The organism is Pedobacter sp. Bi126 (genome assembly GCF_918698245.1).
Lineage (GTDB): Bacteria > Bacteroidota > Bacteroidia > Sphingobacteriales > Sphingobacteriaceae > Pedobacter.
In genome coordinates this window covers 473,199-490,797 of record NZ_CAKKMS010000003.1, presented here as the reverse complement: position 1 = coordinate 490,797, position 17,599 = coordinate 473,199, and the positions used below count along the sequence as shown (strand labels likewise).

Genomic DNA, 17,599 nt, shown 5'->3' with positions numbered 1-17,599 from the left:
TATAAGCACACATGCAGTTCAAGAAAACCTCGTCTATTCTATTTCTAACGGCCTCTCTATTCTCTCTTAATGCAGCTGCGCAGCAGAACACCAAACTTACCCGGTATGTAGATCCATTAATCGGATCAGCAAAACACGGTCACGTTTTTGTAGGCGCAAATGTTCCTTTTGGTGCAGTTCAGCTCGGGCCGAACAACATTTTTGAAGGCTGGGATTGGTGCAGTGGGTATAATTACGTTAGTAATACCATTACCGGTTTTGCACATACGCATTTAAGTGGTACCGGAATCGGCGATCTGGGCGATATTTCGATCATGCCTGCAACAGGTAAATTATTGCTTGAGAAAGGTAAAACAGCCGAAGACCAGAACGGCTACCTGTCTAAATTTTCGCATCAAAATGAAATAGCCAAAGCTGGTTATTACAGTGTATTACTTGATAAATACCAGATTAAAGCCGAACTAACAGCAACCGAAAGAGTTGGTTTTCACCAATATACTTTTAAAAAAGGTGCTGAAAACCCACATGTCATTATCGATTTGATAGAAGGTATAGGCTGGGATGCACCTGTATCTGCATCATTTAAACAGCTCGATGCGACCACTATTGTAGGGCATCGTAATTCGAAAGGTTGGGCCAACGATCAACGTTTGTATTTTGTAATCAAACTTTCACAACCGATTAAAAGTATTGCATTATACGATAGCACAGCCGTTAAAAGCGGCCTGGCATTATCTGGCAAAAAACTAAAAGCAGCGGTAAACTTTAATGCCATTAATCATGATAAACTACAGATTAAAGTTGCTTTATCTCCGGTAAGCATTGAAAATGCCATTTTAAACTTAAAAACAGAATTGCCAGGATGGGATTTTACCGCTACAGTTAAAAACAGTGATGCGAAGTGGGAAAAAGAACTTGCCAAGGTAAAAATTGAGGCTTCAAATACGACCAAAAAGATATTTTATACTGCTTTGTACCATACCATGGTGGCCCCGTCACTTTTTAACGATGTAAACAAAGATTACCTCGGTACAGATAAAAAGGTATACAAAAAGGCCAGTTTCAATAACCTCACTACCTTTTCACTGTGGGATACTTACCGTGCAGCCAATCCATTGTACACCATTCTGCACCAGGATAAAGTAAACGATATGGTAAATACCATGTTGGCCATCTATAAACAACAGGGTAAACTACCCGTTTGGCATTTAATGGGCAGTGAAACCAATACCATGGTGGGCTACCATGCTGTTCCGGTTATTGTTGATGCTTATTTAAAAGGATACCGGGGTTTTGATGTAAATCTGGCATACGAAGCGATAAAACAATCGGCTATGCAAAAAACAGATGGCATCGAATACATTCAGGAGCTTAAATACATTCCTGCCGATAAAATAAACGAATCAGTGGGTAAGGCTTTGGAGTATGCTATTGATGATTATTGCATTGCACAAATGGCTAAGGCACTGAATAAAACAGCAGATCTTACTTACTTTAGCAAAAGATCGAAACTGTATCGTTTATATTTCGATCCGAGTGTTCAGTTTATGCGGGGTAAACTTGCCAATGGAAACTGGAGAAGCCCATTCGATCCCTTTTCATCCAAACACCGTGAAGATGACTATGTAGAAGGGAATGCCTGGCAATACACCTGGCTGGTACCACAAGACGTAGAAGGGCTGATCAATCTTTTTGGAGGGGATAAAGCTTTTATCAATAAACTCGACTCACTATTTACCTTACCCTTAGATTTGGGAACCAACGGTTCGCCGGATATTAGTGGGTTGATCGGTAATTATGCACAGGGAAATGAACCCAACCACCACATCCCTTATTTATATACTTACGCAGGTCAGCCATGGAAAACTGCCGATCTGATCCGTAAAATCGACAAAGATTTTTATTCTTCAAAACCTGATGGTTTGTGTGGTAACGAAGATGTAGGCCAAATGAGCGCCTGGTATGTCTTCTCGGCAATGGGTTTCTATCCTGTTAATCCGGCAAACGGGGCTTACGTTTTCGGAACGCCATTAATTAACGATGCAATCATTTCGCTGCATGGGAATAAGAAATTCAATATAAAGGTTGTGGGTAATAGTGCAGAGAATAAGTACATTCAGAAAATTGTGCTGAATGGCAAAGCTTATACTAAATCATTTATCCTGCATAAAACCATAACAGCGGGCGGAAATATGCAAATTTATATGGGCAATAAACCATCAGCAACCTGGGGTGTAAAACAAGAAGACAGACCAGTTTCAACTAAGTAATGATTAAATTGAAAATGATTGAATGCTTACTATACCAATAGTGAAAATTCTCATTCAGTAAATAAAACATTCTCTCATTCAATAAATCACTCATTCAATAATTTAATAATAATGAAGAAAATATTCCTACTTCTCTTACTCTGTTCGGCTTTGACCGTAAATGCACAACAGCGCTATGAACTAAATTCGGGTTGGGTATGTACCAATATCAAAGATGCTAAATCTACTGGTTCAGAAATTTCGAAAACAGGTTTTTCGATTAACAGTTGGATGCCTGCAACTGTACCAGGCACAGTATTAACGACTTTGCTGAACAACAAAAAAGTACCCGATCCATTTTATGGAATGAACAATGAGAAAATTCCTGATGTGTATAAAACCGGTAACGATTATTACACCTATTGGTTTGTAAAAGATTTTGAAGAGCGCGCGGCGGGTAACGAACAGGTTTGGTTGCAGTTTAGGGGAATAAATTACAAAGCCGAAATTTATTTAAACGGAAAAAAAGTTAATCCAAAAACCCAGGTTGGGATGCACCTTTGGGCGCAATATAACATTACCAAACTGTTATCTTCAAACGGGAAAAACAGGATTGCTGTAATTGTTTACCCTCCGGATTTTCCAGGTAACCCCAACGGTGGCCAGGGTGGTGATGGCACCATTGCCAAAGGTTTAACCACACAATATACAGCCGGTTGGGATTGGATTCAGCCTACACGTGATCGGAATACAGGTATTTGGGATAAAGTGACCATCGAGAAAACAAAAAGCATCAATATCCTGAATCCACAGGTTATTACCTTGGTTCCAGGCAAACGTTTACCAGAAGGGAAACAGAATCCGGCTACCGTTAAAGTTTCTGTTGAAGTTGAAAATCCGACCGATAAGCCTGTTTCTGGCATTTTACAATATCAAATTGCCGGAAAATTGGTTAAACAGCCAACTACTATTGCAGCCAATAAGACAACTACGGTTAAACTTCCGGATTTACAGCTCGACAACCCTAAATTATGGTGGCCAAGCGGATACGGGCCGCAGAACCTGTATGATGTGAAGATCGAATTTATAGCAGCCAATCAGGTTTTGGATCAAGAACAGCTTAAAGTGGGGGTTCGCCAAATAGATAATATCTGGAACGAGCATACCAAAAGTATGGGCGCTTTGGTAAACGGGCAAAAGATTTTTATTAAGGGTGGTAACTGGATTATTTCTGATGCAATGCTCCGTTTTAGCGATGCCCGCTACGATGCTGAAGTGCGTTATCATAAAGATATGAACCTCAACCTGATCAGGATTTGGGGAGGAGCAATTTTAGAAAGGCCTGAGTTTTACAATGCCTGCGATAAATATGGCTTGCTGGTTTTTCAGGATTTCTGGTTCAGTGGCGATTGTAACGGGCGGTGGGTAGATCCAATGAAAAAAGAAGATCAATGGACAAGGAGAAATTATCCTGATGATCATCATTTAACCTTAACAGCCATTGAAGATCAGATCAAAATGATCAGAAACCATGCTTCACTTGCTTTTTGGTGTGGTGGAAATGAGATTACACCACCGGAAGATATTTTGGAGCCTTTAAAGAACGATATTCTGCCGCGCTTAGATGGAACGAGAAAACTTTTTGATTTCTCCAATAGCGACGAAATGTCTTTCAATTCCATTGGAGGGAACGGTGATGGCCCTTACGGTATACAGGATATTAAAACTTTTTGGGGTACCAGAACATTTCCTTACAATTCGGAAGTAGGATCGGTAGGGGTAGGCGATTACGCTTCCCTGCTCCGTTTTATCCCAAAAGAAAACCTGATTGCGCCTCAATACAAAGCTAAGCCCGATTCGGTATGGGATTATCATAAATACATCTCTTACGAGCAATACCTTAATCCGTATGGCAAGCCAAAAAGTGCAGAAGATTTTGCGATGAAGGCTCAATTGGCCAACTACGATCAATACAGGGCATTAATGGAGGGGTTCTCGAACAAAATGTGGGACTGGTATACCGGTTCAATCATCTGGAAAACCCAAAACCCCTGGACAGCCATGCGTGGACAGATGTACGATTATTACCTTGATCCTAATGCCTGTTTATATGGCTTAAGGAAAGGAAGTGAACCTTTGCATGTGATGATGAATCCTTTGGATAGCATGGTTACCATCGTAAACAATGGGTTTAGCACTAAAAACAACCTGATGGTACAGGCGAAAGCTTACGATATGGATGGCAAAGATTATTTCTACTCTCAGGTATTTAACTCAGTTGGTCCGTCTTCAGTAAGAAGGTTGTTCCCTTTGAATGATTTCCTGGCAAAACTGGATAAAAAAGAAGGTGTGTTCGTTTCTTTAAGGATTTTAGATCAGAAGCAAAATATTTTAAGCGAGAATATTTATTGGCTTCCAGGTAAAGATGGCGAATATTCGGGTTTAAAAAGCATCAAACAGGCACCGTTAAAAGTTACAACTGTTGATCAGAAAAACGGCAAGGTAACGGTTACTTTGAGTAATGCAAACGGAAACCCAGTGGCATTTTTTAACCGTGTTGCTTTAATAAATGGCAATACCGGCGAACGTGTGCTTCCTGCTTTTTATGACGATAACTACGTGAGTATTTTACCTGGAGAAAGTAAAACGATAACGGTAGAATATACAGGGAAACAAAGTAATTTAGCTGTAGAAGTGTATGGCTGGAATGTAGAAAAGCAGAAAGTAAATATTCAATAAGTTGCCATCTAGACCTCGTAGGTTTAATTCGTAAATTATATTGTTTTCAATGGTCTCATTGAGGGCTGCGCCGTTTCAAAACCTGCGAGGTCTCTGATACAAGATTCCGTTATTCGGGATTTGTAATCCCAGCGTTAGAAATTAAAGATTTTTAGTCCTGAAGCGTAGGCTTATTTTCGTCGTTTTTGGAAATGTTGGGTTCTGTTGTCGTGGCGGATCATAGCCCTGCTATCGCTGCAAGTCCTCGCTGCGCTCCGGGCTTTTCGCTTTATCAGGTTTAATAACAAAGGGGGCTGCTCCAAAACCTTAAAGGTCTAAAGTTGCGATGAGTCCGCGTTAGGGATTGTAAGGGTTCAGTACCGATTAAGCATCTGTTTTTATTTAATCATGGTATGCTTGCTTGTTTCACAGGTTTTCATCGGTACCGGAGCGAAGCGTAGCCCTGAAAAGCCCGGACCCTTCCCGTATTCCACGGGATTGGGTAACGCCCAAATCAGTTTGCAGTCTTCGGTTGGCCGTTTACAATTCGGATCTATTGAAAACAAAAAAAGGCAATACATAAGTATAGCCTTTTTCCATTTAATATCTTTTACAACCTAGCTTACGCCATGTAATTTCACTTTTAATCCGTCCATATTGTTGTTTAACTGCAATTGGCAGGCTAAACGCGAATTTGGCAACAGATCAGGCAAAGTATCTAACATGGCATACTCATCGTCTGTCATTTCGTTAAGTTTTTCTTCGCCTTCTAACACATCAACGCAGCAGGTAGCACATAAGGCCATTCCGCCACAAGTAGCTAGAATATCGTACTCTGATGCTTTTAAAAACTCCATCAGGCTTAAACCCATGTCGGTTGGTGCAACGTGTTCAGTAACCGAGCCATCCGGCTCTTGCATGTATATATTAATATTGTTTTCCATTTTTTAGCTTACTTATATTGATTCACAAATATAGTAGAAAGCTTAAAATTCTGAAACTCCGTTTACGGTTGTATATTTCATGGTATATTTCACACCTGGGTTCATGTAAGAATAAGCACTATGGCTCATTAATGCAGCCTCGTGGAAACCACAAAGAATCAATTTTAGTTTATTGGTGTAAGTGTTGATATCGCCAATAGCATAAATTCCAGGGATATTTGTCGAATAATCATCAACGTTAACCTCAATTGCACTTTTGTTGATATTTAAGTTCCAATCTTCGATCGGACCTAATTTAGGGCTCAAACCAAACAAAGGAATTAAGTGATCGGCTTCTACCACAGTTTTTTCCATGGTACGGTTCTGTACAATTTCAACTTGTTCTAATTTGTCAGTTCCCTGTACTGCCTGAAGATTGCTATTTAAAATCAGATTGATTTTACCACTTTCTGCCAATGCCATTACTTTAGCAACCGAATCTGGAGCACCACGGAAACTCTCGCTTCTGTGCACCAAAGTTAGTTCAGAACAAACTTCTGCTAAATAAATGGTCCAGTCTAAAGCAGAGTCGCCACCACCGGCAATCACCATTTTCTGATCGCGGTACTTCTCTGGGTCAAGGATCATATAGTTTACACCTTTGCCATTCTCGAAGTTCTCTAAATTTTCTACAGCAGGTTTACGTGGCTCAAAGCAACCTAAACCACCAGCAATTACCACAACTTTAGCTTCGATAACCGTACCCATATTGGTTGTTAAAACGAAATCTGCTTCGCCACGTTTCTCTAAACCTTCAATACGCTCGCCTAAAGTAAACGTTGGATGGAAAGGTTTTGCCTGCTCCATTAAGTTATCGATAAGTTCCTGGGCCAACACAGAAGGATAACCCGGGATGTCGTATATCGGTTTTTTAGGGTAAATTTCAGACAGCTGACCACCAACCTGAGGCAGGTAGTCAATTAAATGGCAACGCATTTTTAATAAACCGGCTTCAAAAATGGCGAATAAGCCAACCGGACCAGCGCCTATTACGGCTATATCAGTAGTGATCATTAAAAAAAATTTGACGCAAAGTTACAAAATAAAGTATTATCAATCCTGCTATTTAGAAATATTCTAGATAATTTTGTAATCCTGTTGTATTCAATATTTTATATGCTTTGCATTGGGTAAAAACAAAAGTTAAGGGTTTTTAGCAGTTTAAAGCAAATTATAATTGGTCTATGGATTTAGTGGGAAATTTGGTCCCCCATCTCCAGAATCATAAAAAGATAATATTCTAGCCTTGCCAATAACCCGTTCACCTTCATGAATATGCCATACCCGCCCAACATGTAAATATTGGTGGAGGGAAGGAAAATCAAGAAATCTAATTTTTACGATCTTTTTCTCTCCAGGTTCTATAGTAGGCCATTCACTAAAATTAATATCACCAATATAGGTTTGTAATATTTGGCTTTGCTTATATTCGAATACATGATTAGGCCTGTATCCTGATAGAATACCCGTTTTCCTTCCCCCGTCATTTGTTAGGTGTAATTCCAATTCTGCTTGTACTGAAACTAATGAATTTGAATTTCCGTACTCTACTTCATTAAAGCTTACTAATGTGTATTTGTCGTAAGCCATTAAATCGAAAACTTTTGATTCGCCTGTTGCTAACCATTTTTTATAGATAAGCGCTCCGTTTTGATATAAATACAGCTCATTATTTTTAATTTCTTTATGTATTTTCATCATAGCTGACAGCTTTACCAGCTCATTCCTAAATTCTGAAACACAAAGCTCCATACATCAGCCGCTTCTTCAATCACTTTCGTTGTTGGTTTGCCTGCGCCATGGCCTGCTTTGGTTTCGATCCTGATTAAAACCGGGTTTTCGCCCTTGTATTTATCCTGTAGGGTTGCTGCAAATTTAAATGAATGTGCAGGTACTACGCGGTCATCGTGATCTGCTGTGGTGATTAATGTTGCCGGATAATTAACACCGCTTTTTAGGTTATGGAGCGGCGAATATTTAATCAGGTAATCGAAATCTTCCTTGTTGTCGCTGCTTCCGTATTCAACTGCCCAACCCCAACCCACGGTAAATTTATGGTAGCGCAGCATGTCTAACACGCCAACAGCAGGTAAAGCCACTTTAAACAGATCGGGTCTTTGGGTCATACAGGCACCTACCAACAGGCCGCCGTTGGAACCGCCCGAAATAGCGATTTTAGATGGATTGGTATACTTCTCTTTAACCAGGTATTCGGCTGCAGCAATAAAATCGTCGAAAACGTTCTGTTTTTTTGCTAACATACCGGCTTTGTGCCAGGCTTCGCCATACTCGCTTCCGCCGCGTAAGCTCGGCTGAACGTAAATGCCGCCACGCTCTAAAAACAACAAACGCGAAAGACTGAACCCAGGCGTTAAACTAACCTGAAAACCACCGTAGGCATACAAATAAACAGGGTTGTTGCCATCAAGCTTGATCCCTTTTTTATGTACAATAAACATAGGTACCTTGGTGCCATCTTTTGATGGATAAAAGACCTGTTTGGTTTCGTAGTTATCGGTGTTAAATTGGAGTCCTGATTTTTTATATAATATCGATTCGCTCTTGTTAATGTCGTAACGATAAATGGTACCTGGAGTGGTGAAATTAGAAAAGCTGTAAAAGAATTCTTTATCTTCTTTGTAGCCGCCAAAGCTATCAACAGTGCCAATTGCAGGTAATTTTACTTCCCCGATTTTCTTCCCTGTCAAATCAAACTGGACAATATTCGTACTTGCATCTTTTAGGTACGATGCCCATAAAAATCCTCCTCCGGTTCCAATACCTTCTAGTGCCAGTTTAGATTCGGGGATGATTTTCTGCCAATTTTTAGGATCTGTATTCTTTGGATCAACCAGAACTACCTGTTTGTTTTCCGCTCCTAAATCGGTGTTTACTAATAATTTGTCGCCGATATTATCAACAACACTGTGGTTATTTTCGTAACCCTTAATCAAAGGTTCGATTTTGCTTCCCTGTGCTTTTAGATCTTGATAATATAAAGCATTGCCCGAAGTACCTGCACTGGCATAAACCACCAGAAAGCGTTCATCTTCGGTAACACTGGCGCCAAAATATAGGTTCGGATTGGTTTTGTCTTCAAAAATTAATTGATCATTTTGCTGCTGATCGCCCAATTTGTGGAAATATACTTTTTGATATTTATTGGCTGCAGAAAGATCAGTTCCTTTAATAGGTTCATCAAATTTACTGTAGTAAAAACCATCGCCTTTCCATGCCGCGCCAGAGAATTTGGTCCATTTCAGCTCATCAGCTAATTTGGTTTTGCTGGCTATTTCCATTACATAAATATTGCTCCAGTCTGATCCTGCCTGTGCGACCGAATAGGCCAGGTATTTTTTGTCGTGAGAGAAGCCCAAAATCGAAATGGCTGCCGTTCCGTCTTTTGTAAGTTTATTTGGATCGAGGAAAACTTCTTCTTTGCCATCTAACCCTTTTTTAATAAACCAGATGCTTTGGTTTTGAAGCCCGTCATTTTTGATGAAGAAATAATATTCGCCAACCTTAAATGGCGCACTTTCTTTAGGATAGTTCCATAATGCTGTTAAACGCTTTTTAATGTCGGCACGGTAAGGAATCTGCTCGAGATAGTTTTGAGTAAGCTTATTTTCGGCTACAACCCAAGCTTTGGTTTCTGCTGAAGTATCGTTTTCTAACCATCGGTAAGGGTCGGCAATTATGGTACCGAAATAATTATCTTTTGTACTGTCTTTTTTTGTTTCAGGGTATTTCATCAATGTTATTTTTTCTGCAGGTTTTTTGCCCTGGTTACAGGCAAACAGACTTAATGCAAATAAGCTTAATAGAATTTGTTTTTTCATCTTTAATAAGATTTGTTTACTAATATATGTCTTTTTTTCCTTTGGGTTGATTACACAGATTTTGAGATTTTACAGATTTTTCCTTTCGGTGTAATTTCACAGATTAAGGCGTTTTAACCTTTAGTCTTTAAGCTTTTTCCTTTGGGATGATTACACAGATTTAGAGATTACACCGATTTGTTAAGGTGATTTTAGTTTAGTGTTCTTGCTTTAGTCTTTGGTCTTTCTGCTTTTTTCCTTACGGGATGATTACACAGATTTTAGGATTTCACAGATTAAGGCGTTTTAAGCTTTAGTCTTTTCGGCTTTAGTCTTTAAGCTTTCCACTTTTTTCTTTTACCTTTGAAAATCCATGTCAAAAAATATTTACTTCGCTTCCGATTTTCATTTAGGCACGCCAAATTATGCCGAAAGCCGTGCCCGTGAAGCGCGTATTGTAAGTTGGCTGAGTTTTATTGAGCCGAATTGTAGCGAGCTATTTTTAATGGGCGATATTTTCGATTTCTGGTTCGAGTATGCTAAAGTAATTCCGAAAGGTTTTATCCGTTTACAGGGTAAGTTGGCAGCCATGGCCGATGCCGGGATAAAAATCTATTTTTTTAAAGGTAACCATGACATGTGGGTGCGCGATTATTTCACAAAGGAAATTGGCATGGAAATCATCAGCGATGAACTGATCATTGAAAGAGGTGGTAAGAGATTCTACCTGCACCACGGCGATGGTTTAGGGCCGGGCGATAACAAATATAAATTCTTAAGAAAGATTTTCAGAAGCAAGTTTTGTCAATGGTTATTCGCCCGTTTACATCCAAATCTGGGGATCGGTATTGCCAATGGATGGAGCCAGGGGAGTAGGGCTGCACAAACCGAAAAAGAAGTTTTTTTAGGAGAAGATAAAGAATGGCTGGCGATTTATGCCAAAGAGCAGTTGCGGAAAGCACATTTCGATTATTTTATTTTCGGACATAGGCACCTGCCGCTCGATATCGATTTGGGTAATGGGAGCCGCTATGTTAATATTGGCGAATGGCTCAACTATAATTCTTATGGGGTTTTTGATGGTGTGGAGTTGAAACTGGAATACTATAACCCAAAACTGTAATATTTTTGTTTTTTGGAAAGCAGTATCTGTAGCTTTTTTAATGTTTGTCGGGCTTTTCGTTATAGTCCCGATGTTAATTTAGTGCCGATTTATCGGTAAAGAATCGGGAGCTGCCACTTTAATCCCGTTTAGATACATCATTCCCGCATCTATTTGAGGTTGCATGATGCCTAAAATGCACCATTCTTTGTTCCTAAACCCGATAAAACGGAAAGCCCGGAGCGTAGCGAGGACTTGAAGTGATAGCGGGACTATCGGCTGCCACAGGTACAGAACCCTTCGTTTTCAAAACCTTAACATCAACTTTTTTGCATTTTCGGATTACTGGCAAGATTTTGATTTAGACGTTAAGCCCAAACAGTTAACCAGTTCAAACCGTTAACCAATTAACCGCTAATCCTAAACAAACTAATTCAGCTTTTTTCCTTATTTTTGCATTTCCTGAATTTTTGGGCCTATACCCACCGTCAGGAAATTTCAACAAGAATAAATATGTTAGATAAATTAGAAGCTATAAAGCTGCGTTGGGAAGATGTGGAAGAATCGTTGAGCAATCCGGATGTAATTCAGGATATGAAACGTTTTGCGGCTTTAAACAAAGAATATAAAGACTTGGGCAAGATTGTAGATGAATATAAAATCTACAAAAATGTGATGAGTAATATCGATGCCAACAAAGAAATTTTAGCTACTGAGAAAGATGCTGAAATGCGCGAGATGGCAAAAGAAGAGCTCGATCTTTTGTTAAAACAACAGGAAGAAATGGAAAGCAATATCCGTTTGATGTTGATTCCTAAAGATCCTGAAGATGCCAAAAACGCGGTATTCGAGATCCGTGGTGGTACGGGTGGAGATGAGGCGGCTTTATTTGCCGGCGATTTGTACCGCATGTATACCCGTTATTTCGAAACCAAGGGATGGAAGGTAGAAACCGTAGATGTAACGGAAGGTACAGCAGGTGGCTATAAAGAGGTAATTCTCAAAGTGAGTGGCGATGATGTTTATGGTCAGTTAAAATACGAAAGTGGCGTGCACCGTGTGCAACGTGTGCCAGATACCGAAACTCAGGGCCGTGTGCATACCTCAGCTGCATCTGTAGCGGTTTTGCCAGAAGCTGAAGAAATTGATCTGTACATTAACCCCGCCGATATTGAACTGCAAACTTCGCGTTCAGGTGGTGCCGGCGGGCAGAATGTAAATAAGGTAGAAACCAAGGTGCAGTTAACGCACAAGCCATCGGGTATTGTGGTGGTTTGCCAGCAGGAGCGTTCGCAATTGGGTAACCGTGTTATTGCAATGGAGATGTTGCGTAGTAAACTTTACGATATCGAATTGCAGAAAAAGAACGGTGATATTGCCGCTAAACGTAAAACAATGGTTTCAACCGGCGATCGTTCGGCTAAGATCAGAACCTACAATTATCCGCAGGGCCGTGTTACCGAACACCGTATCGGATTAACGATGTACAACTTGCCAAGCATTATGGATGGCGATATTCAGGAGATTATTGATGCACTTCAGTTCGCAGAAAATGCAGAAAAGATGCAGGAAGGTGCTGTAGGATAGTAAGTTATATATTTTTGAAAAAAAAGTTTGCAAATTAAGATATAGTCTCTATATTTGCAACCTCGAAAGAGACAAGAGGTTCGAACTTTAAAGAAGAACAAAAGGAGTGGTAGTTCAGCTGGTTAGAATGCCTGCCTGTCACGCAGGAGGTCGCGGGTTCGAGTCCCGTCCATTCCGCAACAAAAGCCTTAACTTGAAAAAGTTGAGGCTTTTTTGTTTAATAATCGTTTTGATCAAAATATTTAGAATGAGGTTCAGCGTGTTACGTAATTATTGATTAAAAAGTCGATTGTTATAGTGATAAACTGAATATAGTGTCTATATTTGTACTCCCGAAAGGGGAAAGAGGTTCGAACTTTAAAGAGAGCAAAAGGAGTGGTAGTTCAGCTGGTTAGAATGCCTGCCTGTCACGCAGGAGGTCGCGGGTTCGAGTCCCGTCCATTCCGCGAAAATAGTTTTAAATTTAACTAAAAGCCTGTAAATTAAATGTTACAGGCTTTTTCGTTTACTGGAAAACACTAAAATATTCATTTTTTGGATCAAGCGGAAAAGTTGGGATCAAGCGGAAAAGTTGGGGGGAATCGAATTTCCTTTGCGTCCTAACGTGGTTTTTGCCGTATATATCTATCAGCTAATGCTTCTAATTATCTTTTGAAAAGCTCCCGCAAATTTAAAGAACAGTTTCACACTATTTCTGACGTTATTGGCTAAATAGTAATGCAAATGATGACGGTAGAATTCTTTCAGCCTGCTTTCCGGTACCGTAAAAATTCTTTTGAAAAGGTGTTTTAAGAAGTAGCTGCGGTCCCAAATAAGTGGTTTGCCAATATTTATTGTGCCTTTTGGAAAATCAAAACGCTCGCGCGGTTGAAATAATAATGCTCATGCTTTATGGTTGGTTGAGAACGAGATACGATGTGATTAAACTGATATTTTTTCTAGATAAGCTCCACACTCCTGCTGAAATTGTCAAAATGTATAACTGAGTAATCGCTGTTAAAAATGAAAAGATAATTGTACTTGCTGCATAAACCAAATTATTTGATCCCTTACGCTAGGTTTAATAAATGGTAAAATCAGAATATAAATCTGAGGAATAATTATAGATAACAGACCTGCTTTTTAGATTATGCCCAATTTACCCCCTTAGTTTTATGATTTAAACCCCTGTTTTCCTGCAGTAATCCATTTACATTTGTTACATGGAGGTAATACAAAGTTGTATTTTCCGGTTATTTTTAGCATCAAATAAAGCAACGTCTCATGACACGACTCTCTCAACATTCAATGACTACCCATAAGTCACGTCCCATCTCCAACAGCGGTATTGCCTTGCTGAATATATCTTATAAGGTCTCTTCTCTTTAATCAATTCATAGAACATGAAATTAAAATTATTTCTACTGGCTATGCCTTTGGCTGTACTGTGTGCGGTTGGCAGTTCTGTTAAAGCCCAGCCAAAGGTACCGGTGTCGCCCGAAGCTGCGGCGCTCATCAAAATGGTCAATTACCCGGTGAATTTCAATACGGGTATCCCGGATATTTCTGTGCCATTATATACCGTTCAGTCTGGGGGGCTCAATATGCCCATTACCCTGAACTACCATGCCGGCGGTTTTAAGATACAGGAAAAAGCGACCAGGGCGGGAATGGGCTGGTCACTAAGCTCTGATATCCAGATTACCAGAAGTGTAAACGGCATTGATGATCTTGAAGCTGGGGGCTACATCCAGAATAACGGCATAAAGGTGTTTAGGGCCAATAGCCCTGATTTACAATATCCCATTAGTGATAATGATGCATTGGATAACCACAAGATAGCAAGAGGTGAGCAAGACGGCATGCCTGATAAGTTCAACTATAAATTGCTAACCAAATCCGGGTCATTTTATTTTCGTAAAAATGACACTGGCAGTTCATATTCAATTGTTCCAGTGCCCTTTGATAATATTCGGATTAATTATGTTGACGGAGAATTTATCATCACGGACACTGATGGTACGACATACTACTTTGGCGCCAGGGGCGCGATGAACGTTGGGGAAAGGGCAGCGAAGTGTGTCGAGTTTACAGGTTTGATCAAAACTGCATTTAAATGCCGTAAAATAGAAAATGTAAATAGGACAGAAAGCTTGAATTTTAGTTATCAATTGAAAGCACCGGTAATGTTTAATGCGAATAACCAATCAATTGAGTATTATACGAATGAGAATCCGTGTGGAATGGATACCTATTACAGGGCCGATCAGATTACCGCCAGTTACGCCACCTATGAAAGTCTGATGTCCCAGTACCGTTCTTATCGTTTGTCCTCACCAAAATATATGGAACATCTGTCAAACGGAAGATCGGTTTTTCACTTTCCTTACCTTGATCAGTCGAATAATGTAGTTGAAAAAACCTATCCGGCACAGACGCCAAATTCCGCTGGAACTACTGTTCTTGGTATTGCGATGGCAAGAGTTGACTTCCGCAATGGCTATGTAGAGTTCAATGGAGCCGAACAGTTGAGCTCGATCAAAATCAAGAAGCCGGATAATCAACAGGTCAAGTCCTTTGATTTTTTCCAGTCGATTGCCTTGCCTGAAAATCTTGCCGCCTTTGCCAGTGCAAATGGAAGTGCCTACGCCACGCGTTATCTGGACTCAATAAAATGTTCAGGTAGTACCACGATTATTGAAACCTATAAATTCTTATATGGGAGTAAATTCTGTTTTGGCGATCACCTGCAGGGCAAGGATGCATGGGGCTATGCCAATGTATTTACTTCGCAGGTAAATGAAAATGTCGGCTTTACCGCCATTCCGGAAACAAAGATTAGCCAGATGTTTTATCCTTCTCCACAAGATGCATGTTATGGCTATGGGATCAATTCTGTATTTACTTTTGGTACTTCAAATAGTCAGAACAGGAATATTGAAGCTGTGGATGAAGTTTCTTTGAATGCAGGGATGTTAAGAAGGATTATTTATCCAACAGGCGGATATGTTGATTTTGAGTATGAGGCCAATGCTGTAAGGCAGGCGGTGAGTCCACATCAGGACTTATATGCGATGACAGGTGGGTTAAGGGTAAAGACCATTAGCCATTATGATGGAAGGTCAAGCAAGCCGGCAACTTATAAGTACTATAGATATGGGGATATGGAAGATGGGACAGGTATACTAGTCAACTCCCCGTACCGCGAATATGATGTGGCACGGAAGACCTTCAAGCCATACAACTATAGTCAGACTGTAGCTTATATGGCAGGACCTGGATCGACCAACATAGGGGAGGATTTTACACCGATCTCATCAAGCTGTGGAAGCCGTGGCTGCCTTCAGGTTAAGTTTTCGGAAAAGAGGACTACTTATGTTCCTGCTTCTTCAACGGATTACACCTATCCCAACGGTGCTCCGATTTATTATACCAAAGTGACCGAATACAATAGCGACCTTGGAGGAATGACTGGCAAAAAAGTTTATAATTACTATCCTCCCGGCCAATTTGGCCCATACTCGTTCAGCAGTGATGCCAAGATCGAAGGAACTAATATACCGGTACTCCAGACGGACGGACTGATGGGGGCTGAACGGCTGATTGAAGATTATGCATTTGAATCTGGGAATTTTAACTTGGTACACAGTAAGGAATTTACGTATTCCAAGTACAGTAAGGCAGACCAGATCAGGGTAATTTATTCTTATCCCAAGATTGATTATCATTTTTTTAATGGCTACCCCACAGGGCTTTCGGATGCTTCACTGTATAATCTCAATAATTCATTCATCAATGGTTCTCAAAGTGTTTATGATGTTTTTAATGCTGGTCAGTATGGGATCCAGGTGGCGAAGTTATTGCTTAGTTCAGAATCTGAGAAATGGCTCAAGGGGAATGACGTGGTGGAAAAGACTACGGCCTATGAATATAACAATCCGACCTATCCACAGATCAGCAGGATAACAACTTCCGGAAAGAACAATGGTACGGTATCCAAAGTACTTAAATATGCTTACGATTATCCTAGTGTAGCTGTATGTGATACGATGAAAAACCGTAATATGATCAGTCAGGTGATTGAGGAGATCAGTTACGCTATAAATGACAACAACGTTCAGGTTGAAACGGCACGTTCAAAGACGGATTATGCAGCGTTGCATTTGGGAATGCATATTCTACCTGTTACTTTGTTTAAGTCGGTAGGTACAGGACCTCTTGAAGTATTGATGAGTTTTGATCTTTATGATGATCATGAAAATGTGCTGCAGCTTACTGAAAAAAGTAAACTGGTCAAGACCTATTTATGGGGCTATAACGATCAGTATCCTATAGCTGAGATAAATGGTGTCGGGTATTATGATGTCACTTCATCTTTTAATGCTTCGCAGGTATATACTGCTACCACAATTACTGAGATCAAGGCAATTGGGAGCAGTATCAGTGCTGCCCTTCCCAATGCTATGGTCAGCACATATGCCCATATCCCCATGATCGGTGTGGCTGCGACAACCTCACCTGACGGAAGATCAAAATATTTCAGCTACGACGATTATGGCCGTTTGGTTACTGTTAAGGATGACCAGGGTTACATTGTGAAAAAACATGAATATGTATTGGCTAAAACCCCTGCACTGGCAAAAACGCTAAGCACCGTAAATAATCCTATGATGTTGACCTTCAACCATATTTTTAGTGATAATGTACGTCGGGTTGTAAATTCCGTTCAGCCAGCTGGTGCTTTTTTTAACCCAATTTCATCTCTTTCGGCAAATACTTATGCTGAGCAAAACCTCAATTCCTACTGGAGTTCCATGATTGTAGGGGAAGATTCCCAAAAGCCAGAGGCAAATGTATTGATTAAACTCAATACCTGGCCATCTGGCAGCATCATTCCAAGGGCGGTTTATGTTGACCTGTTCCGGAATAATTCGATTGTGATGAGTAAGCGGATACCATACAATACACCCACCAACAACTTCGCCGAGCTATACATAGAGCCTGGAGAATATAAGTTGGGTATTCGTTTTGAAGATAATTATAACGGAAGCCTTTCCAGGCTTGTTTGGGGGAGCACGCTATTACGAAGCGGTGACCTGCTGAATTTACAGCCTAATACAGAACATACCGTGGTGCTTTTTAATGAATAATAGTTTGGTCTGT

At 40.2% G+C, this 17,599-nt stretch carries 9 protein-coding genes and 2 tRNA genes; 7 read left to right on the top strand and 4 right to left on the bottom strand.

What is annotated here, in order from left to right:
* Positions 1-11: 11 nt before the first annotated feature.
* Both LQ201_RS12270 and LQ201_RS12265 read left to right on the top strand, forming a co-directional pair.
* Entirely contained in the window at positions 12-2,270 is a 2,259-nt protein-coding gene (locus LQ201_RS12270; protein WP_230142733.1) for a GH92 family glycosyl hydrolase, read from the top strand.
* A gap of 111 nt (positions 2,271-2,381) precedes the next feature.
* Positions 2,382-4,988, top strand: coding sequence for a glycoside hydrolase family 2 TIM barrel-domain containing protein (locus LQ201_RS12265; RefSeq protein WP_230142731.1), 2,607 nt, complete (start codon positions 2,382-2,384; stop codon positions 4,986-4,988).
* Between the two features lie 596 nt (positions 4,989-5,584).
* On the opposite strand, the gene LQ201_RS12260 is transcribed toward LQ201_RS12265, so the two are convergent.
* The 4 genes from LQ201_RS12260 to LQ201_RS12245 form a co-directional block, all read right to left on the bottom strand.
* Positions 5,585-5,911, bottom strand: coding sequence for a 2Fe-2S iron-sulfur cluster-binding protein (locus tag LQ201_RS12260; RefSeq protein WP_025141835.1), 327 nt, complete (start codon positions 5,909-5,911; stop codon positions 5,585-5,587).
* Between the two features lie 42 nt (positions 5,912-5,953).
* Entirely contained in the window at positions 5,954-6,964 is a 1,011-nt protein-coding gene (locus LQ201_RS12255; RefSeq protein WP_029274634.1) for an NAD(P)/FAD-dependent oxidoreductase, read from the bottom strand.
* A 168-nt stretch (positions 6,965-7,132) separates the two neighbouring features.
* Positions 7,133-7,651 (bottom strand): hypothetical protein, encoded by a 519-nt coding sequence (locus LQ201_RS12250; RefSeq protein ID WP_230142728.1) that lies wholly within the window; start codon positions 7,649-7,651, stop codon positions 7,133-7,135.
* Positions 7,652-7,662: 11 nt separating this feature from the next.
* Complete coding sequence (locus LQ201_RS12245) at positions 7,663-9,789, bottom strand: prolyl oligopeptidase family protein (RefSeq protein ID WP_230142726.1); 2,127 nt, start codon at positions 9,787-9,789, stop codon at positions 7,663-7,665.
* A 352-nt stretch (positions 9,790-10,141) separates the two neighbouring features.
* On the opposite strand from LQ201_RS12245, the gene LQ201_RS12240 reads away from it, so the two are divergent.
* The 5 genes from LQ201_RS12240 (at position 10,142) to LQ201_RS12220 (ending at position 17,586) form a co-directional block, all read left to right on the top strand.
* The gene (locus LQ201_RS12240) at positions 10,142-10,891 is read left to right on the top strand and encodes a UDP-2,3-diacylglucosamine diphosphatase (RefSeq protein WP_230142723.1); all 750 of its coding nucleotides are present in this window, start codon (positions 10,142-10,144) and stop codon (positions 10,889-10,891) included.
* A 492-nt stretch (positions 10,892-11,383) separates the two neighbouring features.
* Positions 11,384-12,457 (top strand): peptide chain release factor 1, encoded by a 1,074-nt coding sequence (gene prfA, locus LQ201_RS12235; RefSeq protein WP_057933254.1) that lies wholly within the window; start codon positions 11,384-11,386, stop codon positions 12,455-12,457.
* A 103-nt stretch (positions 12,458-12,560) separates the two neighbouring features.
* Positions 12,561-12,634 (top strand) — tRNA-Asp (locus LQ201_RS12230).
* A gap of 195 nt (positions 12,635-12,829) precedes the next feature.
* Positions 12,830-12,903: transfer RNA gene (locus LQ201_RS12225), tRNA-Asp, on the top strand.
* Between the two features lie 936 nt (positions 12,904-13,839).
* Positions 13,840-17,586, top strand: coding sequence for a hypothetical protein (locus LQ201_RS12220; RefSeq protein WP_230142721.1), 3,747 nt, complete (start codon positions 13,840-13,842; stop codon positions 17,584-17,586).
* Positions 17,587-17,599: the final 13 nt, after the last annotated feature.